This is a genomic window from Deefgea rivuli DSM 18356, assembly GCF_000620145.1.
Taxonomy (GTDB): Bacteria; Pseudomonadota; Gammaproteobacteria; order Burkholderiales; family Chitinibacteraceae; genus Deefgea; species Deefgea rivuli.
In genome coordinates this window covers 488,930-509,017 of the sequence record NZ_KK211081.1, presented here as the reverse complement: position 1 = coordinate 509,017, position 20,088 = coordinate 488,930, and the positions used below count along the sequence as shown (strand labels likewise).

Genomic DNA, 20,088 nt, shown 5'->3' with positions numbered 1-20,088 from the left:
GATAATGGCTGACGATATCCTTTCCCAGGAAGAGGTCGATGCGCTACTGCGCGGTGTGACCGGCGAAGAGGACGATGGCGAAGATGTCGTCGATCCTTCTGCTGTCCGCAACTATGATATTGGTCGTCAAGAACGAATTGTGCGTGGGCGGATGCCGACGCTGGAAATTATCAACGAGCGTTTTGCGCGAAATTTGCGGATCGCTTTATATAATTTTATGCGCCGCAATGCCGAGATCAGTGTTGGCCCCATTCGGGTGCAAAAATACAGCGAATTCATTCGCAATTTGGTCGTGCCGACCAATCTAAATATGATCCAAATGAAACCCTTGCGTGGCACGGGTTTATTTATTTTTGATCCCAATTTTGTGTTTCTGGTGGTCGATAATTTATTCGGCTCGGATGGTCGTTATCACGTACGCGTTGAAGGTCGGGATTTCACGCCGACCGAGCAACGAATTATTCAGCGCCTCTTAGAAGTGGTGTTTGAAGAATACGAAAAAGCGTGGAAACCCGTGTTTGAGTGCGAATTTAGCTATATGCGCTCAGAAATGAATACGCAATTTGCCAATATTGCGACGCCGACCGAAGTCGTTGTTGCGTATACATTTAAGATTGAGTTGGGTGCTGGCGGCGGCGATTTTCATGTCTGCTTGCCGTATTCGATGATAGAGCCGATTCGGGATATGTTGTATAGCTCGATGCAAACTGATCGAATTGAATCAGATAATCGTTGGTCATCGTTGTTACGCAAACAGCTGCATCACGCGGATGTTAATTTGGTCGCAACGCTAGGTAATGCGCAAATTACTTTGGGCGATATTTTAAACTTGAAAACTGGCGATGTGATTTCGCTGGATATTCCAGAGGCGATTATTGCTTCGGTGGATAGCGTGCCAGTGCTTGAGTGTAAGTATGGTATTCTTAACGGCCAATATGCATTGAAAGTCGATAAAGTGCTCGGTTCCGCTGAGGCTTTAAACGGCGCGCAGGACGAAGAAAATAGCGGAGAAGCCAATGGCTGATGAAACAACGTCGGAAGAAAATCCCGACGATATTATGGATGATTGGGCTGCGGCCCTAGCCGAGCAGGACGTTGCTGATACTGCGAGTGCTGATAGCGCGTCAACCGCACAAGCTGCAGATATTTTTCAGCGTTTTGATTCTGCGCCTTTGCCATCGAATGCACCGAATAATATCGATATGATTCTCGATATTCCGGTTAATTTAACGGTGGAATTAGGGCGGACCAAAATTGCAATTCGTAGCTTATTGCAATTGGCACAAGGCTCTGTGGTTGAGCTAGACGGCATGGCCGGTGAACCGATGGATGTATTGGTGAACGGTTGCCTGATTGCGCAGGGTGAGGTGGTGGTGGTGAATGACAAGTTTGGTATTCGCCTCACTGATATTATTACGCCAGCCGAGCGCATTCGCCGCTTGCATAAATAAACCGACCCATGAATTTAATTCGACTTTTTTGCGGCAGCCTGATCGGGCTGCCGTTATCCGTTTTAGCGGCAGTAGGTAAGGCGGATGGCCCTGGATTTGGGCAAGTATTCCAAGTGATATTTGCTTTATTGCTGGTGCTGGGTTTGATTGTCGGCGCGGCTTGGCTAATGCGGCGATTTTCTTTAGTTCCTGGCGGCGCTAATGCGCAAATGCGCGTGGTATCTGCTGTGATGGTCGGTACGCGTGAGCGCGTGGTGATTGTTGAAGTTCGCGATACATGGCTGGTGCTGGGGGTTACGAGCGAGCAAGTCAATATGCTGCATACTTTAGATAAACCGATGGATGCACCTGTCGCGCCCCCTGCGCCCCCCGCTTTTGCCGAGTGGTTGCAAAAAGCCATGGCAAAACGGAAAGAGCCGCAATGAAAAAGCTAATCTTAATTTTTATTGGGGTATTGCTCTCTCCGGTATTGTTTGCTGCCAATCCTGTAGGTATACCCTTCATGAATTCGTCGCAGACTGCGGCGGGTACGGCGTATAGCTTACCGATTCAGACCTTGCTGTTTATGACGGCGATTGGGTTTATCCCTTCGGTTTTACTGATGATGACGTCGTTTACGCGCATTATCATTGTGTTGTCTTTGCTGCGCCAAGCTTTAGGCACGATGCAAAGCCCTCCGAATCAAGTGATTGTCGGTTTGTCGCTATTTTTGACGATGTTCATTATGGCACCGACTTTCGATAAGATTTATACCTCTGCGTATCAGCCGTTTTCTGAGCAAAAAATGACCTTTAACGAGGCGCTCGACAAAGGCGCGATTCCGTTAAAAGACTTTATGCTGAAACAAACACGGCAAAAGGATTTAGCCTTTTTTATTGAAGTTTCCGGCGCGAAAGCACCCGAAGGGCCTGAAGACGTGAGTTTGCGGGTTTTGGTGCCCGCGTTTGTCACGAGTGAGCTGAAAACTGCGTTTCAGATTGGCTTTCTGGTGATTATCCCGTTTCTCATTATCGATTTGGTGATTGCGAGTATTTTGATGGCGATGGGGATGATGATGGTGTCGCCAGTGATTATCTCCTTACCATTTAAAATTATGCTGTTTGTGCTGGTCGATGGCTGGACTTTGTTGATGGGCTCGCTGGTACAAAGCTTTTATATAACGAGTTGATCGCACTGTTTTAAATGATTTTGTCCGCGTAATTATTTCTATATCGAGTTTGTTATGACACCAGAAACAGTCGTCACTTTGCTGCAAAGAGCGATGGAAGTCATGATTTTGTTGGGCGCACCGGTGTTGTTGACGGCGCTAGTGGCTGGTTTGATCGTCAGTATTTTTCAAGCGGCAACCCAGATCAATGAAGCCACGCTGTCATTTATTCCCAAAATTCTCGCCTGTTTTCTAGTGCTGGTGCTCGCCTTGCCGTGGATGATTGAAACCATGATGGATTACACCACGCGTCTGTATCAAAGCATTCCGCAGTTGATTGGATGATTACTTTTACGCAGGGGCAAATGGAAATTTGGCTGGCGCTATTTTGGTGGCCATTTCTACGTATTTTTGGCTTGCTACTCGCCGATCCATTTTTTTCTAGCCGTTCCATCGCTATCAAAGTACGCGTTGGTTTAGCACTGATGCTGGCCATCTTAATCGGCCCTTTATTACCCGCATTACCGACGGTGCCTGTCGTTTCACCCGAAGGAATGCTGATTGCGATTCGTGAGCTAATTATTGGCATCTCAATGGGCTTTGTGATGCGGCTGATTTTTAGTAGCGTCGAGTTGGCTGGACATTTGTCGGGCTTGCAAATGGGGCTGGGTTTTGCGTCGTTTTATGATCCGCAGCATTCAACGAATAGCTTGGTGATTTCGCAATTAATGAGCTTGTTTATGCTGTTGGCTTTCTTATCTGTCGGCGGACATTTGGTCGTACTTCGGGTATTAATTGACAGCATGGTGCAGCTGCCGCTGGGTGGCATTAGCGTGTCGGCGGCGGGATTTAAGCAATTGGCTGATTATGGGGCCATTGTATTTCGAACTGGCGTATTGCTGGCCTTGCCAGTGCTGGCCGCATTGTTGATTACTAACTTGGCCATTGGCGTGATGACGCGTGCAGCGCCGCAACTCAATGTTTTTGCAGTCGGTTTTCCGCTCACTTTGGGTGTGGGCTTTGCTGCGATGTATTTTTCCTTGCCGATGTTGGTGCCGCATATCGATCAAGCGATTGCCAATTACACGCGCTATATTGCTCAGATCTTAACTGCTTTTAGCGTTAAATAGCGGCACGATCTTCCCGCAATTACCTCGGCATTGACGTCATTTTTGTCGCATTTAGCCAGAAACAATCGACCTGATGAATAAATGCAATTCCCGACTAGTTTGCTCGGGTATTGCAGCTCGGGGTATAATCGCTCATCTATTTTTTTATCCAAGTGAGATTCCCATGAGCGTGGCCATTGCCGATGTGCAAAACACCGTGGATACCCGCAATATTGCCATCAATAAAGTGGGGATTAAATCGATTCGTCATCCAGTGCAAGTGGCTGATCGCGCCGATGGTGTGCAACACACCGTAGCGACTTTTGATATGTATGTGTTTTTGCCGCAGCATTTCAAAGGCACGCACATGTCGCGCTTTGTTGAGATTTTGAATAGTCACAACAAAGAAATTTCAGTTGAATCGTTTGAAACGATTTTGCGCCAAATGTGCGAACGCCTTGAAGCTGATGCTGGCTATTTGGAAATGCGTTTCCCATTCTTTGTGAATAAAACTGCGCCGGTTTCTGGTGTGCAAAGTTTGCTGGATTATGATGTTTCTTTGATCGGCGAATTGAAAAACGGCGTGTTTACGCAAACGCTGAAAGTACTCGTGCCAGTGACTAGCTTGTGCCCATGTTCGAAGAAAATCTCGGCTTATGGCGCGCACAATCAACGCTCGCACGTGACCATCAGCGCCACTTTGGGCGAACACGTTTGGATTGAAGAAATCGTTGAATTGGTTGAGAAACAAGCATCATGCGAATTGTATGGTTTGCTCAAACGCCCAGACGAAAAATTCGTTACTGAACGCGCTTATGACAATCCAAAATTTGTTGAAGACATGGTGCGCGATGTGGCAGCTAGTTTGAACGACGAGCCACGTGTAGTGGCGTATGTGGTTGAATCAGAAAACTTTGAATCAATCCATAATCACTCGGCGTATGCTTTGATCGAGCACGATAAACGCGCTTAAGTAGTAAGGCAAAAATTTTCTTGCATCGTTGTCTCGCCTTGTCGTACTAAAGTACTGCCTTGGGCTTGCCCGCCTTGCCATAAAACTTTTGCAATTGACTGAATCAAACTAAAAAGGCTCCTGATGGAGCCTTTTTTGAGGGTGCTATGTATATTTTATTGATTGGTTATTTGTTTGTGGTCGTGATGTTTTCGGCGGTGGTCGCTGCGAGTAAATTGTTTTTAGGCTTGTTTTTCTTTGTCGTGTTAGCGGTATTGCCAACGTGGTTAATTTTTTGGCTTAAGCGCAGTGTGCAAAAAAAACGTGTTGAAATCGATGACAATCAGCAGCTTGAAGGTGAGTAGGGGTATTTGATTGTAGGCATTAATCAAAAAAGCCTACAAGGCAATACCCCCTATTGCTGCTCTAGCCAAATCAAGCTAGCCATGCGACCCGTTACGCCGTCACGACGATAAGAAAAATATCGTTCGCTGTCGTTAAACGTGCATTCAGTACCGCCATAGATCTGGCTAATACCGAGGCGATTGAGCCGCTGCCGCGCGAGCAGATACATATCTGCCAGCCATTTACCATCAGCTTGTAGCGCAAATGCTGCCGCTGCCGCCACGTCGCGCTGCATAAACGCCTCACGCACATCATCACCCACTTCAAACGCTGTTGGCCCAATTGCAGGCCCTAGCCACGCCATGATGGAATCTGCGGGTACAGCCATCGCCGCGACAGTATTTTCTAGTACGCCATCACATAATCCACGCCAACCCGCATGCGCTGCCGCAACAACGCTGCCTTGCTGATCGCAAAACAGCACCGGCAGGCAATCTGCGGTCATGACAACGCTAACCGCACCCACAGTGCGGCTCACGCTGGCATCAGCTTCAATTGGTGCGCTGACGTCCTCAGTAGTGGAGGTCTCGGCATCGACGACGATGGTGCTGTGCGTTTGCTTGAGCCATGCGGCGGGTGAGGGTAGTTGTTGCCGATTGGCTGCAACAGCGTCAATGGCGTCGCCCACATGATCGCCCAGATTGAAACTCGCATACGGTGCGGCGCTGACTCCGCCATGCCGCGTAGTTTGCAAGGATTTCACATTGGCCGGAGCAGGCCAATCGGGCGTAAAACAGTGGGTATTATTCACGGAGGGCATTTTATTCACGGACATAGATCAGCTCACAATCGTGATCGTCGTCTTCATCATCTTCGTCAAAATCGTCTTGGCTCATGCCCATATCAGCGCGTAGCGTGCCGATGAGTTGTTCCAAGTCGAATGGAATCGCTGCTTTCCATGTCATCGTTTTGCCGCTCTCTGGATGAACTAAAGAGAGCTTTCTGGCGTGTAGCGCTTGGCGATTAAGGTCTTCCAGCGCCATACGAACTTCATTGCTGGTATCCATTTTTGGTGCAATGCCGTACACAGGATCAGCAGCCAGTGGATGATTAATGTGCGCCATGTGCACGCGAATTTGATGCGTACGGCCTGTTTCAAGGCGGCATTCAATCAGCGTGTAGGCAGTAAAGCGCTCTAGTACATGGTAATGCGTGATTGATGGCTTGCCAGTGCGGACCACGGCCATTTTAATTCGGTCTTTCGGGTGGCGAGCAATCGGCGCATCGACTGTGCCATCGGCGTTGATAAGGCCGTGTGCAACCGCCAAGTAATGGCGTTTCACGCTGCGTTCTTGTAATTGATTCACTAAATGCACTTGCGCTTGCAAAGTGCGGGCGACGACCATCAGGCCGCTGGTGTCTTTATCGAGGCGATGAACAATCCCAGCGCGTGGGATTTGACGTAATTCAGGATAATGAAACAGTAGGGCGTTGAGTAAAGTTCCCGACCAATTGCCGCTGCCGGGGTGGACCACTAAACCGGCGGGTTTGTTGATAATCAGAATCGTGGCGTCTTCGTATAAGACGGTCAGTTCAATATCTTCGGCTTCATACGCGACTTCATTGGGGTCGGGCTGTACATCGACAGATAGCGTTTCACCGCCCCAGAGTTTGGTTTTCGGTTGCGCGGTTTCACCATCCACCGTCACCCGCCCGTCTTTAATCCACGTAGTCAAGCGGCTACGAGAAAAATCAGGCAAAATCTTCGCTAAAGCTGCGTCTAAGCGTGTGCCTGCTAAATCATCAGGCACAGACAAAACACGAATGTCTGCGAAGTCGTTATAATCGTTTAGTTCAATATCGGATTGCATCATGACTAAGATTCTACCGCGAATCCTGATTTCTGCCTTATTAGTTAGCTTAATGGCAGGATGTTCTTCGCTCGGCAATGATAAACCAGATGATACTTTGGGCTGGAGCGCTGAAAAATTGTTCAGCGAAGCCAAGTCAGAGCAAGCTGGCCGTAATTTTGAAGCCTCTAATAAACTATTAGAGAAGCTGGAAGCGCGTTTCCCCTATGGTCGCTTTGCATCGCAAGCCCAGTTGGAAATGGCCTTCAATTACTACAAGGATCAGGAACCCGCACTGGCTTTAGCGGCGATTGATCGTTTCATTAAACAAAATCCAACTCATCCTAGCTTGGATTACGCGATGTACCTGAAAGGGCTGGTGACGTTTAATGAGTCGCAAGGTTTTATGTCGAACGTTTCCAAGCAGGATATGTCCGAGCGTGACCCGAAGGCTGCAAAAGAATCATTTAATGCATTTCGTGATTTGACTCTGCGTTTCCCTGAGAGCAAATACTCAAAAGATGCGACGATTCGGATGGGTTATCTGATTGGTGCGATGGCCAATTATGAGCTGCACGTTGGGCACTACTATTTCCAACGCGGTGCGTTTTTGGCGGCAGCAAATCGTGGTCGAGCTTTATTGGATAACTATGCCAATACCAAGCAAGTTGAAGGTGCTTTGGGCTTGATGATCCAATCCTATGATCGTTTAGGGATGAAAGATTTAAGCGCCGATACCAAGCGCGTTTTGTTGAAAAACTTTCCGAATTCAACAGCGGATAAAGAAACAATCAGTACAGATCCATACTGGTGGGCGCCGATTTAAAGTTTGATTGCAGAATAATGAAAGAGTGCTTGACGCCAATTAAATTGCCGTCTATTATTCTGCTCTCTTTGGGGGTATAGCTCAGTTGGTAGAGCGCTTGCATGGCATGCAAGAGGTCAGCGGTTCGATTCCGCTTACCTCCACCAGAACAAAGTTCTAGAGTTCATTCGGCTGAATAGATTGAATTTTGGGCGAAGACGTAGTTCCCATAGTTTAGCGGTTAGAACACTGCCCTTTCACGGCGGCGGCCGGGGTTCGATTCCCCGTGGGAACGCCACAGTTAGTCGTTTGTAGTAGTAAAAAAGTTTGTACATAGTTCCCATAGTTTAGCGGTTAGAACACTGCCCTTTCACGGCGGCGGCCGGGGTTCGATTCCCCGTGGGAACGCCAATAAATAAAAAAGCACTCGTTAAAACGAGTGCTTTTTTATTGCCTAGCGAATTGTCTAACGATTAGTGATGATGATTCTTATCGTATTCGATTCGGGCGTGAGCAAGGCAATCATAGAAGTCGATGCGCAAATTCGCACAGAGCTCTAAATATTGCTGCAGCTGCGTTGTGACTTCGCTGCTTAATTGCTCTTTGGTGTTGGGTGCTTGATTTGAAACACCCGATTGACAGCTGGCCATCTGCTTTGCTCCTAGCAACACTGTAAGTAGAGTATTGCAAGTCTTGTGCCATGGTGCAATGCGGAAAATACGTATGCGAAGGCCAAAATAGCCGCGTTTCTGACTGATTTTTAGTAGTGAGCGGCAACTTTTGCCATTTGTGACGGCAAAGCTGCGATTTTACTTAATTTTTTGCCGTTAAGTCCTTGTTTTTAGTCATTAATTCAAACCAAGCCATTCGTCGTTTTAAACGCAGTATGTATAAAAAAAGCCACGGAAAACCGTGGCTTTTTTGCACCTTCGCAAGCAAATTACTTTTTACGTTGCGGTGGTAAGTCAGTACATACGCCTTTCGCGACTTCAGCGGCCATACCAATCGATTCGCCCATGGTTGGGTGAGGATGGATGGTTTTGCCGATATCGACGGCATCAGCGCCCATTTCGATGCCGAGACAGATTTCGCCGATCATATCGCCAGCGTGTGGGCCAACAATCGCACCGCCGAGGATTTGGCCGTTTTCTGCATCAAACAGTAGCTTAGTAAAGCCTTCCGTGCGGCCATTGGCAATCGCACGACCCGAAGCCGCCCATGGGAACACGCCCTTGGTGATTTTAATACCGTCCTTCTTGGCTTGATCTTCGGTCAGACCCACCCAGGCCACTTCAGGGTCGGTGTAGGCAACGCCAGGGATCACGCGTGCGTCGAAGTAGGCCTTGTGACCTGCTGCGTTCTCAGCGGCAACGTGTGCCTCGTGAACGGCTTTGTGTGCCAACATTGGTTGACCCACCAAATCGCCAATTGCGAAAATGTTCGGTACGTTGGTGCGCATTTGTTTGTCGACAACAATAAAACCGCGCTCATCGACAATCACACCTGCGTTTTCAGCACCGACTTTCTTGCCATTGGGCGAGCGACCTGTCGAGTACAGTACCAAGTCGTAGCATTGCGCTTCAGTTGGCGCTTTCGGGCCTTCAAACGTCACCCAAACGCCATCTTCTTTTGGCACAATCGATGTGGTTTTCGAGCTAAGCATAATGTTGTCAAAGCGATGGCTGTTCCAGTCTTGCCACACTTTAACCAGATCACGATCCGCGCCTTGCATCAGGCCGTCCGACAATTCAACCACGTCCAAGCGTGCGCCCAGCGTCGAGTAAACCGTACCCATTTCCAGACCAATAATCCCGCCGCCGATAATCAGCATGCGTTTTGGTACAGATTTGAGTTCCAAGGCGCCAGTTGAATCTACGATGCGTGGGTCATTCGGGATAAACGGCAATTTCACCGCTTGCGAACCCGCTGCAATCACCGCTTGCGCAAATTTAATGATTTTTTTCTCGCCGGAAAAATCTTTGCCCGTGCCAGTGGTCACTTGAACTTCCATGTGATTGGCATCAAGGAAAGCACCGACCCCGCGTACTTGCTCGACTTTACGCATTTTCGCCATGCCAGCCAGACCGCCAGTGAGCTTGCTAATCACTTGGTCTTTGTAGCCGCGCAGCGCGTCGATATCGACTTCGGGGGCGCCAAATTTAATGCCGTTTTTCGCCATATGCGCGACTTCATCGATGACCGCTGCGTTGTGCAGCAAAGCTTTCGATGGGATGCAGCCGACGTTCAAACACACGCCGCCTAGCGTTGCGTAACGCTCAACAATGACGGCTTTCATACCCAAATCGGCCGCGCGGAACGCCGCAGAATAGCCGCCAGGCCCTGCGCCGATCACCAGCATGTCGCATTCAATGTCAACGTTGCCGGTGTATTGACCTGCGACTGGCGCAGCAGCTGATACTGCTGGTGCAGAGGCTGGTGCAGCAACAGGAGCGGTTGCTGCCGGTGCTGGCGCAGCTGCGCTAGCAACGATTTCCAAAATTGCGATGACATCGCCTTCAGTGGCTTTGCCGCCCGCAGCAAGGCGCATTTCTTTGATCACGCCAGCGTGCGTTGAAGGTACTTCCATCGTCGCTTTGTCGGTTTCGAGTGCGATCAAGCTGTCTTCAACGGCAACGGTGTCGCCGACTTTAACAAACACTTCAATCACATCAACACCGGCATGACCGCCGATGTCGGGTACTTTTAATTCAATCAGATTGCTCATAATAAATCCTGTATGGGTATATGAATAAGGGCATTAAAGGGTAATGGCTAGGTGCCAATACCCCCATGCACCCTTACAGAACTAAACGACGAACGTCGGACAACAATTTGCCCAAGAACACGGTGAAGCGACCAGCTTGTGCACCGTCAACGACGCGATGGTCGAATGACAATGACAATGGGCACATCAAGCGTGGCTCAAAGCTAGAACCATTCCAAATCGGTTTGATTTGCGATTTGCATACGCCCAAGATCGCCACTTCAGGTGCATTGACGATTGGCGTAAAGCTCGTGCCGCCGATGCCGCCCAAACTTGAAATCGTGAACGTTGCGCCTTGCATATCGGTTGGTTTGAGCTTGCCATCACGCGCCAAAGCCGACAATTCACTCAATTCTTTGGTGATTTGTTTCAAGCCTTTTTGATCCACGTTTTTAATCACGGGAACGACCAAACCATTTGGCGTGTCGGCGGCAAAACCAATGTTGTAATACTGTTTCAGAATCAAATTATCGCCATCGAGCGATGAATTCATTTCTGGGAAGGCTTTGAGCGCTTCGGCAGCGGCTTTGATAATGAAAGCGAGTGGCGACAATTTAAGGCCACTTTTTTCCCATTCTTTACCGATGGTTTTACGGAAGTCTTCGAGTTCAGTGATATCGCATTCGTCGTTGAACGTTACGTGCGGGATCACCACCCAATTGCGATGCAAGTTCGCGCCAGAAATCTTTTTGATTTTTGACAACGGTTTGCTTTCGATTGGACCAAATTTTGCGAAGTCCACTTTCGGCCATGGCAACAAATCAATGCCGCCGCCGAGTGATGCGCCAGCAGCTGGCGCAGCAAGTGACGAAGCCACTGCGCTGGTCATGACCGATTTAACAAAGTTTTGCACGTCTTCATGCAAAATGCGGCCTTTTGGGCCTTTGCCGCCGACTTTGCCTAAATCCACACCCAATTCACGCGCGAATTTACGCACTGAAGGCGAGGCGTGCGCTTTGCTAAAGTTAGCTTCGTCGATTTTGGCTGGTGCAGAAGCGGTTGCGACTGGCGCAGCAACAGCGGCTGGCGCTGCTACAGGAGCAACTACAGCAGGCGCAGCGACTGGTGCAGGAGCTGGAGCGCTCACTGCCGCAGTACCAGCAACTTCGAGCAACAACACGACATCGCCTTCTGAGGCTTTGCCGCCAACTTGGATTTTGATTTCTTTGACGGTACCAGCGTGGGTAGAAGGTACTTCCATCGTCGCTTTGTCGGTTTCGAGTGCAATCAGCGATTGCTCTTTTTCAATCACATCGCCGACTTTGACAAACACTTCAATCACGTCAACACCAGCGTGGCCGCCGATGTCCGGTACTTTAACTTCAACCACACCGCCACTTGTTGCAGGCGCAGCAGGTGCAGAAGCGACGGCGGCTGGCGCTGGCGCAGCAACTGGTGCAGGTGCGGCAGCAGCTTCGCCGACTTCGAGCAACAACACCACGTCGCCTTCAGAAGCTTTGTCGCCGACTTTGATTTTCATTTCTTTAATCACGCCAGCGTGGGTTGCAGGCACTTCCATCGTCGCTTTGTCTGTTTCCAGTGCGATCAATGATTGTTCTTTTTCGATGGTGTCGCCCACTTTAACGAACACTTCGATTACATCAACACCAGCGTGGCCGCCGATATCGGGAATGATCACTTCAATTAAATTGCTCATGTCTAAAATCCTATGATGGGTGAGAGGGAAGGGGTGAGGTATTGCCCTCACCCAATCAGTGCTCTTGACTTAGCGGGCTATACCCACAAGAACACCTCACTCAATTACACTGTCCAAGGGGCCGGTTTCGCTGGGTTGATGCCATATTTTTCCATGGCTTCAAGCACCTTCTCTTTACCGATTTTGCCTTCGTCAGCCAAGGCTTTAATGGCGGCAACGGCCACGTAGAAACTGTCGACTTCAAAGAATTTACGCAATTGTTTGCGTGAATCTGAGCGACCGAAACCATCGCAACCGAGCACCACGTAACGGCCTGGCACGTATTCACGGACTTGATCGGCAAAGGCGCGTTTGTAATCCGTTGCAGCAATCACTGGACCTTGACGGCCAGCCAAGCATTGAGTCACGTACGGCACGGCTTGTTCGCCCATTGGGGCTAGCATATTGTGACGTTCCGCAGCCATACCATCGCGGCGCAATTCGTTAAAGCTTGGGCAAGCCCAGATATCAGATTCGATACCGAAATCGGCTTTGAGCAATGCGGCGGCTTGGATCACTTCACGGAAAATCGTGCCCGAACCCATCAATTGCACTTTCAACTTGGCGTCTTTTGCCCCTTCTTGGAACATATACATGCCCTTCAGAATGCCGGCTTCTGCACCTGCTGGCATCGCCGGCTGGGTGTAGTTTTCGTTCATCACTGAGAGGTAGTAGTAGATGTTTTCTTGGTCTTGGTACATACGGCGCATACCGTCTTGCACGATGACTGCCAATTCATACGCAAACGTCGGATCGTACGATACGCAGCTTGGGATGAACTCAGCAAACAAGTGACCGTGGCCGTCTTGATGTTGCAAGCCTTCGCCGTTCAATGTCGTGCGACCAGCCGTTCCACCAATCAAGAAGCCGCGTGCGCGCAAGTCGCCCGCTGCCCAAGCCAAGTCACCGATACGTTGGAAACCAAACATTGAGTAGTAGATGTAGAACGGAATCATCGTTACGCCGTGGTTGGCGTACGAAGTTGCCGCAGCGATCCAATCCGACATCGCACCCGCTTCGTTAATGCCTTCTTGCAAGATTTGACCGGTTTGCGATTCTTTGTAGAACATCAATTGGTCAGCATCTTGCGGCTCGTACAATTGACCGACGTGCGACCAAATACCGAGCTGACGGAACAAACCTTCCATACCAAAGGTACGTGATTCATCCGGCACGATAGGTACGATGCGATTGCCGATTTTCTTGTCTTTGGCCAGCGCAGTCAGGATACGAACGAAAGCCATGGTCGTCGACATTTCGCGCTCGCCTGAGCTTTCTAGCAAGGTTTTGAATAAATCAAGACCTGGCACTTCGAGTGGCTCGTTGACTGGCGTACGTTTCGGCAAGTAGCCACCGAGTGCTGCACGGCGTTCGTGCATGTATTTCAATTCCGGCGAATCTGGCGCTGGCATATAGAAAGTGCAAGATGTCGCTTGTTCGTCAGTCAATGGAATATTGAAACGGTCACGCAGATGCAGCAAATCGTCGTTGGCGAGTTTCTTGGTGTTGTGCGCGACGTTTTGTGATTCGCCAGCAGTACCCAGACCAAAGCCTTTTACTGTTTTAACTAGCAACAGCGTTGGTTGGCCTTTGTGTGAAACTGCAGCTTTGTAGCCTGCATACACTTTGTACAAATCATTGCCGCCGCGCGTCAATTTCCAGATATCGTCATCTGACATCGCAGAAACGAGGTCGAGCAATTCTTGGTAAGCGCCGAAGAAATGTTCACGTACATACGCGCCATTTTTCGATTTATAAGTTTGGTATTCGCCGTCAACCACTTCCATCATGCGTTTTTGTAGCAAGCCTTTTTTGTCTTGCGCCAAGATCGCATCCCAGCCTGTGCCCCAAACGACTTTAATGACATTCCAGCCCGAACCACGGAAATCGCCTTCCAGTTCTTGAATGATTTTGCCGTTACCGCGTACTGGGCCGTCTAGACGTTGCAAATTGCAGTTGATGACGAAAATCAGATTGTCGAGTTTTTCACGACCCGCAAGAGAAATCGCGCCGAGTGATTCTGGCTCGTCCATTTCGCCGTCGCCGCAGAAACACCAAACTTTACGATCGCCTTTTTGCTTAAAGCCACGGTCGTCGAGGTATTTCATAAAACGCGCTTGGTAAATCGCCATCAATGGACCAAGACCCATCGACACGGTTGGGAATTGCCAGAAATCAGGCATCAACCATGGATGTGGATAAGACGACAAACCACCACCATCGACTTCTTGGCGGAATTTATTCAGTTGATCTTCAGAGATACGGCCTTCGAGGAAGGCACGAGCGTAAACGCCAGGTGCCGAGTGGCCTTGTACATACACCAAGTCACCGCCGTGATTTTCATCAGCAGCGTGCCAGAAGTGATTCCAACCCACATCGTACAAGGTTGCCGCAGAGGCAAACGATGAAACGTGACCACCCAAATCGCCATCAAAACGATTGGCTTTCACCACCATCGCTGCAGCATTCCAGCGCGTGTACGACAAAATACGTTCTTCAAGGTGTGCATTGCCAGGATGCTTGGCTTGCAAGTGCGCCGGAATCGTATTGATGTACGCCGTCGTTGCGGTGTACGGAATGTTCACGCCATCTTGACGAGCATGATCTACCAATTGCTCAACTAAGAAATGAGCACGCTCAGCGCCCTCAGTTTCGATGACGCTTGCAAGTGCATCGCGCCATTCTTTAGTTTCTTGTGGATCATGGTCATGTAATTGCTCTGCCATTTGTATCTACCTTGTGAGTGGTGGTTTGGTATACGCATCCGATGCTTAGTTCGGAGGCTGAGTTGATTAAAAGGCGGTGAGTGACCGCCTTCTGGACTTAGCGCGGGGTGTTCCGCTTGTAATAATTGATTAAACCATTGGTGGATGCATCGTGAGAATTGGTGAGTCCTGGCGTCATCAAGTCGGCTTCGACAGTTTTTGCCAGTTGTTTACCCAATTCAACGCCCCACTGATCGTAGGAATTGATATTCCAAACCGTGCCTTGTACAAATACTTTGTGCTCGTACAGTGCGATCAAAGCGCCCAAACGGCGTGGTGTTAGACGTTGCATCAAAATGGTGTTGGTCGGGCGATTGCCTTTGAAAATCTTATGCGGAGTCAGCTTGTCTTGCGCTTCGCCAACGATGCCGGCTTTATCGAGTTCCGCGCGAACTTCCGCTTCGTTCTTACCGCGCATAAAGGCTTCGGTTTGCGCAAATACGTTCGCCATCAAAATCGTGCTGTGCGGTTCTGGAATATCCGGATGCTCGATTGTCGCGATGAAATCGATAGGAAGTAGCTGGGTACCTTGATGCAGCATTTGATAATACGCGTGCTGGCCATTAATACCTGCATCACCCCAAACGACAGGGCCGGTGGCGTAATCAACGCGCTTGCCATCTAGATCGACTGATTTACCATTCGACTCCATATCGAGCTGCTGCAAATAAGCAGGGAAGCGTGATAGGCATTGATTGTATGGTGACACCAAATGCGTGCTGGCTTCAAAGAAATTGGCGTACCAAATGCCGAGCATGCCCATAATGACGGGTAAATTTTGCTCTAGCGGTTTGCCACGGAAGTGCTGATCCATCGTGTACGCACCGTGCAGCAAATCTTGGTAATTGTGCTTGCCTAAGTAAATTGCAATCGGCAACCCAATCGCTGACCACAGGCTGTAACGTCCGCCAACCCAATCCCAAAACTCAAACATATTATTGATGTCGATACCAAACTCAGCCACGGCTTTGCTATTGGTTGATACAGCAACAAAATGTTTGGCGATGTGCTTTTCATCGCTAGCAGTGGATAAGAACCATTTGCGCGCAGTGCGGGCATTGGTAATGGTTTCTTGCGTGGTGAAGGTTTTGGATGCAACGATAAATAGCGTGGTTTCTGGATTGAGTTGCTTGAGGGTAGAAACGATTTGGTCGCCATCGACAGTCGATACAAAATGCATCGTGAGGCGTGCATGACCATATTCTTTCAGGCCTTGGCACACCATCAATGGGCCCAAATCCGAACCGCCAATCCCAATATTTACCACATCGGTAATTGGCTTGCCGGTGTAACCTTGCCATTCGCCAGAGCGGACTTTATCGGAAAAATCACCGATTTGATCTTTAACTGCATTGACTTTAGGCATGACGTCTTCGCCATCGACCATGATCGGATTGCGATCCAGATTACGCAGCGCGGTATGCAGTACGGCGCGGTTTTCGGTGGTGTTGATTTTTTCACCGGCAAACATTTTCTCGATGCGCTCAGACAGGCCTGATTGGCGGGCTAAATCCATCAGCAGCGTCATGGTGGTTTCGTTGATCCGATTCTTTGAGTAGTCAAAGAACAAGCCGCCCGACTCAAGAGAAAACCGTTCGAAGCGGTGTGGGTCATTAGCAAAAAGATCCCGCATGTGTTGCGGGGAAATTTCTTTGAAATGCTCTTCAAGTGCTTTCCATGCAGGAGAAGCAGTGAGGTTAGACATCGGAATCGTTCCTTGTTGATCGCAAACTGGGTTTTTCATGGTGCGTGATTTCTTAGTGGTCATGTCCGCGGACTCGTTTTTCTTTCATATTGCGTTTCATTTTTTCGAGCTGATCGATCAGCTCCGGTCCGCGTTTAAGCGCCACGCCAACGGCGAGCACGTCAATAATTACCAAGTGAACAATGCGTGTAATCATCGGCGTGTATAAATCAGGATCTTCCATCGTATCGGCAAACAGGCAAATATTGCAGCGTTTGGCCATCGGTGATTTGGAGTGCGTAATGCCGATGACATCAGCGCCAGAATCACGGGCGATTTCGACTGAGCGCAGCATATCGAGCGTACGACCTGAGTTGGAAACCGCAATGATGGCATCGCCCGGTTTGAGCATCGACGCGCTCATACCGTGCATATGCGGATCGGTATAGGCAACCGTCGGTACGCCAAGGCGGAAGAATTTATTTTGTGCATCAATCGCTACCGCACCGGATTGGCCTTGGCCCCAGACTTCGATTTTGCCGGTGTTCGACAATATTTTGATGGCTTTTTCTAGCACATCCGTATCGAGTTCATTGCGACAGCGCAGTAAATGCGAAATATTATTGTCGAATAATTTTTTTGCGAGGTCGTGTGCTGAATCGTCGGCCGAAACCATAGAATGCACGTACGGCACGCCAGACACCAAGCTGCGCGTGAGGCGAAGTTTGAAATCTTGCAGACCTGAGCAATTGAGCGAGCGGCAGAAGCGGATCACGGTGGGTTGTGAAACGTCGGACAATTCGGCGATTTGTGCAATCGGTGCGTTGGCGACTAAGTTCGGTTGAGCCAGCACAAGGTCGGCAACCTTGCGTTCTGATTTTGATAATGTATCGAGTACAGCTTTGATTCGTTCGAGCATTATTTGGGGCCTTTAATCAAACAGTCAGCGCCGTCAATCAAACGCAATAACGCCAAGCAGCAAAGCTGCAATGGCGTTGATAAAAAATGTAAATAAGAGTGAATCACTTAGGCTGTCCAATAAACCTGTACTGGGCTCGCCGCTTGATCAAGTACTCGGCGAATTGGGTAGCATTCAGTGAGCGATTTTTGCTCTTGCATTGCGGTATTCAGTAATTCTTTTTTGCCTTCGCCAGTAATGTGCACCAATAAATTGCGTGCTGCTGCGATGGTTGGCAACGTTAAAGTAATACGTTGATGCGGCGCTACAGGCGGCGTCACAGCGGCAACCCATTGAGTTGACGCACAAGCGGCTTCTAATTCAACGGCATTAGGGAAAAGCGAGGCAGTGTGACCGTCATCACCCATACCTAGGATCAGTATATCAATAGGGGCTTTGATGCTGCTAAGCTGCGCTTCAATACCCTCCAGTCCTGCGTGTGGTGTTGCTGCATCATTGACCATAGAAATAAACGTCGCTGCTGCTGCACCATCTTGGAGGAGATTTTCGCGCGTCAGGCGCTCATTGCTATCTGCGTGATCGTTAGGCACCCAGCGCTCGTCTACCAACGTAATAATCACTTTGCTCCAGTCAATTGGACTAGTGCGAAGTGCTTTAAACATGCCTGCTGGAGTGCGTCCGCCGGACACTGCAAGACTGGCTGAACCGCGATCGAGGATTGCTTGTTGAAGTTGCTGAGCAATGTCTTGCGCGAGCTTGAGGTCGAGTTCATCTTTGCTGCTAAACTCATGCCATTGCAGGGTCATTCGGGTGTCTCCAGGAATTCAATTCAAAAGGGGCGGCACAATGCGGAGTTTCCCGTAGTTGTCTGATTTACGCAACTGCTAGGAAAGCTCCGCGAGGACGAGAAATGCTTTTATAGAGTCTTCGTGTCCGCCTTTTAAGATTCTTCGTGCCAGCACAGTCCATCACGTGACAACAGTGCTGAAGAAGCCGCTGGGCCCCAAGTGCCTGCGGTGTAAGTTTTTGGACCTTCTGAGCTGTTTTCCCAGCTTTCGATGATCGGTTCAACCCAACGCCAAGCTGCACGTTGCTCGTCACGACGCACAAATAGCGACAAATCGCCTTTGATTACGTCCATCAACAAGCGCTCGTAGGCTTCTGGGCTGCGAGTGCTAAATGCTTCTTTGAAATCCAGATCCAAATACACTTCGCGCAAACGCTCACGGCCTGGCTCTTTCGCTAGCATATAAAGGCGTACTGATTCAGCCGGTTGCAATTGAATCACTAAGCGATTCGGTTGCGTGTTTTTGCCGAAAATCGACGTTGGCGCTTCGCGGAAATTAATCACGATTTCAGCCAGACGTTCTTGCAGACGTTTGCCTGTGCGCAAGAAGAATGGTACGCCAGCCCAACGCCAAGTTTCAATTTCTGCTTTCAGTGCAACAAACGTTTCCGCTTTCGAGCCTGCTGGCACGCCAGGTTCATCTTGATAACCGGCAACGGCTTTGCCGCCGACCGCGCCAGCACGGTATTGACCACGCACGACTTTGTTATGCACGGTTTCTGGCGTGAGCGGTTTTAAGGCACGCAGCACTTTGAGTTTTTCGTCGCGAACTGCATCGGCATCGATTGAAGCGGGTGGCTCCATCGCGACGATGGTCAAGAGTTGCAAGAGATGGTTTTGCACCATATCGCGCAATGCGCCAGTTTTATCGTAGAAATCAGCACGGGTTTCAACGCCGACTTGCTCAGTCACGGTGATTTGCACGTCGCGAATCCATTCGCGGCGCCACAGAGGTTCGAGCAAAGTGTTGGCAAAACGCAATGCAATCAAATTCAGAACTGGTTCTTTACCGAGGTAGTGATCGATGCGGTAAATTTGTTGTTCTTCGAAGTATTCGCCGACTTCATCGTTGATTTTATTCGAAGATTCTAGATCGTGGCCGAGCGGTTTTTCGAGTACAACGCGTGCTTTGCCTTTGTTCAGGCCTACTTCAGCTAGATTTTTTGCAATCGGCGCGAAGAAATCCGGTGCGGTTGACAGGTAGAATACGCGGCTACGATTTGGGTAAACGTTGAGCGCTTCAGCCAAAATGACAAAGTCGCTCGTTGTATTGGCATCAACTTTAAAGTATTCGATGCGTTGGGCGAACACAGCCCAATCGGCTTCGTTATAATGGTTGCCTAAGAACTCTTTCGCTTTGCTTTGCGCTTTGGCAACGTAGCTGGCAGTGTCTGAAGGGCTGCGTCCTAAACAGATGATGCGACCATCCACTGGAAGGTTGCCATCTTGATGTTGGTGGTAAAGTGCTGGCAGTAGCTTGCGCAAGGCCAAGTCACCCGTGCCGCCAAAAAATACCATGTCGAAAGCGTCGATCGGAGTCATTGCCGAAAATCCTTCCTGTGAGGGTTGATGTGCACCCAAATTGTGCGGGCAGACAAGTAAGCTTTGTAATCTTACTACATGCCCAAATGACGGTGCAAACGAATTTATAATTTGTTAATTGTACCCGCTGTTTTTTTGCCGTGAAGAGCAGCAAGCCCATGGTAGTAAACGCCAATGTTGCATTGCAACGCAAGGGGCCGACTTACTCTTTT

Annotated in this window: 19 protein-coding genes and 3 tRNA genes; 12 read left to right on the top strand and 10 right to left on the bottom strand. The window is 49.3% G+C overall.

All coding sequences use genetic code 11. From position 1 onward, the window contains the following. Positions 1-4: 4 nt before the first annotated feature. The 8 genes from fliM (at position 5) to Q320_RS0112390 (ending at position 5,024) form a co-directional block, all read left to right on the top strand. On the top strand, positions 5-1,024 hold the full coding sequence (fliM, locus tag Q320_RS0112425; protein ID WP_027469269.1) for a flagellar motor switch protein FliM: 1,020 nt from the start codon (positions 5-7) through the stop codon (positions 1,022-1,024). Beyond that, positions 1,017-1,451: a flagellar motor switch protein FliN gene (gene fliN, locus Q320_RS0112420; protein WP_027469268.1), complete on the top strand. Its 435-nt coding sequence runs from the start codon at positions 1,017-1,019 to the stop codon at positions 1,449-1,451. The genes fliM and fliN overlap by 8 nt, the downstream gene beginning before the upstream one ends. Positions 1,452-1,459: 8 nt before the next feature. Beyond that, a complete protein-coding gene (gene fliO / locus Q320_RS19730; protein WP_035853532.1) occupies positions 1,460-1,876 on the top strand; it encodes a flagellar biosynthetic protein FliO in 417 nt (138 codons plus the stop codon). After that, entirely contained in the window at positions 1,873-2,619 is a 747-nt protein-coding gene (fliP, locus tag Q320_RS0112410) for a flagellar type III secretion system pore protein FliP (protein ID WP_027469267.1), read from the top strand. Before fliO ends, fliP begins: the two co-directional genes overlap by 4 nt. 54 nt (positions 2,620-2,673) lie before the next feature. Then, entirely contained in the window at positions 2,674-2,943 is a 270-nt protein-coding gene (gene fliQ / locus Q320_RS0112405; RefSeq protein WP_027469266.1) for a flagellar biosynthesis protein FliQ, read from the top strand. A 20-nt stretch (positions 2,944-2,963) separates the two neighbouring features. After that, a complete protein-coding gene (gene fliR, locus Q320_RS0112400) occupies positions 2,964-3,728 on the top strand; it encodes a flagellar biosynthetic protein FliR (protein ID WP_245591014.1) in 765 nt (254 codons plus the stop codon). Between the two features lie 163 nt (positions 3,729-3,891). Then, the gene (folE2, locus tag Q320_RS0112395) at positions 3,892-4,680 is read left to right on the top strand and encodes a GTP cyclohydrolase FolE2 (RefSeq protein ID WP_035853530.1); all 789 of its coding nucleotides are present in this window, start codon (positions 3,892-3,894) and stop codon (positions 4,678-4,680) included. 146 nt (positions 4,681-4,826) lie between these two features. Beyond that, a complete protein-coding gene (locus Q320_RS0112390) occupies positions 4,827-5,024 on the top strand; it encodes a hypothetical protein (RefSeq protein WP_027469263.1) in 198 nt (65 codons plus the stop codon). Positions 5,025-5,074: 50 nt separating this feature from the next. On the opposite strand, the gene pgeF is transcribed toward Q320_RS0112390, so the two are convergent. Further along, positions 5,075-5,839 carry a peptidoglycan editing factor PgeF gene (pgeF, locus tag Q320_RS0112385; RefSeq protein WP_084282629.1) on the bottom strand — a complete coding sequence of 255 codons (765 nt, stop codon included), beginning with the start codon at positions 5,837-5,839 and terminating at the stop codon, positions 5,075-5,077. Continuing rightward, a complete protein-coding gene (rluD, locus tag Q320_RS0112380; protein ID WP_027469261.1) occupies positions 5,826-6,878 on the bottom strand; it encodes a 23S rRNA pseudouridine(1911/1915/1917) synthase RluD in 1,053 nt (350 codons plus the stop codon). Before rluD ends, pgeF begins: the two co-directional genes overlap by 14 nt. Between rluD and Q320_RS0112375 the strand changes: the two genes are divergently transcribed. The 4 genes from Q320_RS0112375 (at position 6,877) to Q320_RS0112360 (ending at position 8,070) form a co-directional block, all read left to right on the top strand. After that, positions 6,877-7,680, top strand: coding sequence for an outer membrane protein assembly factor BamD (locus Q320_RS0112375; RefSeq protein ID WP_051534703.1), 804 nt, complete (start codon positions 6,877-6,879; stop codon positions 7,678-7,680). The two genes, rluD and Q320_RS0112375, sit on opposite strands and share 2 nt — an antisense overlap. Before the next feature lie 70 nt (positions 7,681-7,750). Continuing rightward, positions 7,751-7,826 (top strand) — tRNA-Ala (locus tag Q320_RS0112370). 56 nt (positions 7,827-7,882) lie between these two features. Then, positions 7,883-7,957, top strand: a tRNA-Glu gene (locus Q320_RS0112365). Positions 7,958-7,995: 38 nt separating this feature from the next. Next, a tRNA-Glu gene (locus Q320_RS0112360) sits at positions 7,996-8,070 on the top strand. Positions 8,071-8,132: 62 nt separating this feature from the next. Here Q320_RS0112360 and Q320_RS21625 read toward each other — a convergent pair. The 8 genes from Q320_RS21625 to zwf all read right to left on the bottom strand — a co-directional run bounded on the left by Q320_RS21625 (position 8,133) and on the right by zwf (position 19,876). Next, positions 8,133-8,309 (bottom strand): hypothetical protein, encoded by a 177-nt coding sequence (locus Q320_RS21625; protein ID WP_156939059.1) that lies wholly within the window; start codon positions 8,307-8,309, stop codon positions 8,133-8,135. A gap of 290 nt (positions 8,310-8,599) precedes the next feature. Further along, complete coding sequence (gene lpdA, locus Q320_RS0112350; protein WP_027469259.1) at positions 8,600-10,384, bottom strand: dihydrolipoyl dehydrogenase; 1,785 nt, start codon at positions 10,382-10,384, stop codon at positions 8,600-8,602. A gap of 73 nt (positions 10,385-10,457) precedes the next feature. Further along, complete coding sequence (gene aceF, locus Q320_RS0112345) at positions 10,458-12,080, bottom strand: dihydrolipoyllysine-residue acetyltransferase (protein WP_027469258.1); 1,623 nt, start codon at positions 12,078-12,080, stop codon at positions 10,458-10,460. Positions 12,081-12,184: 104 nt separating this feature from the next. After that, complete coding sequence (aceE, locus tag Q320_RS0112340) at positions 12,185-14,845, bottom strand: pyruvate dehydrogenase (acetyl-transferring), homodimeric type (protein WP_027469257.1); 2,661 nt, start codon at positions 14,843-14,845, stop codon at positions 12,185-12,187. Between the two features lie 97 nt (positions 14,846-14,942). Further along, positions 14,943-16,589: a glucose-6-phosphate isomerase gene (gene pgi / locus Q320_RS0112335; RefSeq protein ID WP_027469256.1), complete on the bottom strand. Its 1,647-nt coding sequence runs from the start codon at positions 16,587-16,589 to the stop codon at positions 14,943-14,945. A gap of 52 nt (positions 16,590-16,641) precedes the next feature. Beyond that, the gene (gene hexR / locus Q320_RS0112330; RefSeq protein WP_027469255.1) at positions 16,642-17,487 is read right to left on the bottom strand and encodes a transcriptional regulator HexR; all 846 of its coding nucleotides are present in this window, start codon (positions 17,485-17,487) and stop codon (positions 16,642-16,644) included. Between the two features lie 107 nt (positions 17,488-17,594). Beyond that, positions 17,595-18,293 (bottom strand): 6-phosphogluconolactonase, encoded by a 699-nt coding sequence (gene pgl / locus Q320_RS0112320; protein ID WP_027469254.1) that lies wholly within the window; start codon positions 18,291-18,293, stop codon positions 17,595-17,597. Positions 18,294-18,427: 134 nt separating this feature from the next. Next, complete coding sequence (gene zwf / locus Q320_RS0112315) at positions 18,428-19,876, bottom strand: glucose-6-phosphate dehydrogenase (RefSeq protein ID WP_027469253.1); 1,449 nt, start codon at positions 19,874-19,876, stop codon at positions 18,428-18,430. Positions 19,877-20,088: the final 212 nt, after the last annotated feature.

Bases quoted from the DNA above. Each gene is read 5' to 3' on its own strand.
- fliM (WP_027469269.1), top strand. From the start codon at position 5: ATGGCTGACGATATCCTTTCCCAGGAAGAGGTCGATGCGCTACTGCGC.
- fliN (WP_027469268.1), top strand. From the start codon at position 1,017: ATGGCTGATGAAACAACGTCGGAAGAAAATCCCGACGATATTATGGAT.
- fliO (WP_035853532.1), top strand. From the start codon at position 1,460: ATGAATTTAATTCGACTTTTTTGCGGCAGCCTGATCGGGCTGCCGTTA.
- fliP (WP_027469267.1), top strand. From the start codon at position 1,873: ATGAAAAAGCTAATCTTAATTTTTATTGGGGTATTGCTCTCTCCGGTA.
- fliQ (WP_027469266.1), top strand. From the start codon at position 2,674: ATGACACCAGAAACAGTCGTCACTTTGCTGCAAAGAGCGATGGAAGTC.
- fliR (WP_245591014.1), top strand. From the start codon at position 2,964: ATGGAAATTTGGCTGGCGCTATTTTGGTGGCCATTTCTACGTATTTTT.
- folE2 (WP_035853530.1), top strand. From the start codon at position 3,892: ATGAGCGTGGCCATTGCCGATGTGCAAAACACCGTGGATACCCGCAAT.
- Q320_RS0112390 (WP_027469263.1), top strand. From the start codon at position 4,827: ATGTATATTTTATTGATTGGTTATTTGTTTGTGGTCGTGATGTTTTCG.
- pgeF (WP_084282629.1), bottom strand. From the start codon at position 5,839: ATGTCCGTGAATAAAATGCCCTCCGTGAATAATACCCACTGTTTTACG.
- Q320_RS0112375 (WP_051534703.1), top strand. From the start codon at position 6,877: ATGACTAAGATTCTACCGCGAATCCTGATTTCTGCCTTATTAGTTAGC.
- rluD (WP_027469261.1), bottom strand. From the start codon at position 6,878: ATGATGCAATCCGATATTGAACTAAACGATTATAACGACTTCGCAGAC.
- Q320_RS21625 (WP_156939059.1), bottom strand. From the start codon at position 8,309: ATGGCCAGCTGTCAATCGGGTGTTTCAAATCAAGCACCCAACACCAAA.
- lpdA (WP_027469259.1), bottom strand. From the start codon at position 10,384: ATGAGCAATCTGATTGAATTAAAAGTACCCGACATCGGCGGTCATGCC.
- aceF (WP_027469258.1), bottom strand. From the start codon at position 12,080: ATGAGCAATTTAATTGAAGTGATCATTCCCGATATCGGCGGCCACGCT.
- aceE (WP_027469257.1), bottom strand. From the start codon at position 14,845: ATGGCAGAGCAATTACATGACCATGATCCACAAGAAACTAAAGAATGG.
- pgi (WP_027469256.1), bottom strand. From the start codon at position 16,589: ATGTCTAACCTCACTGCTTCTCCTGCATGGAAAGCACTTGAAGAGCAT.
- hexR (WP_027469255.1), bottom strand. From the start codon at position 17,487: ATGCTCGAACGAATCAAAGCTGTACTCGATACATTATCAAAATCAGAA.
- pgl (WP_027469254.1), bottom strand. From the start codon at position 18,293: ATGACCCTGCAATGGCATGAGTTTAGCAGCAAAGATGAACTCGACCTC.
- zwf (WP_027469253.1), bottom strand. From the start codon at position 19,876: ATGACTCCGATCGACGCTTTCGACATGGTATTTTTTGGCGGCACGGGT.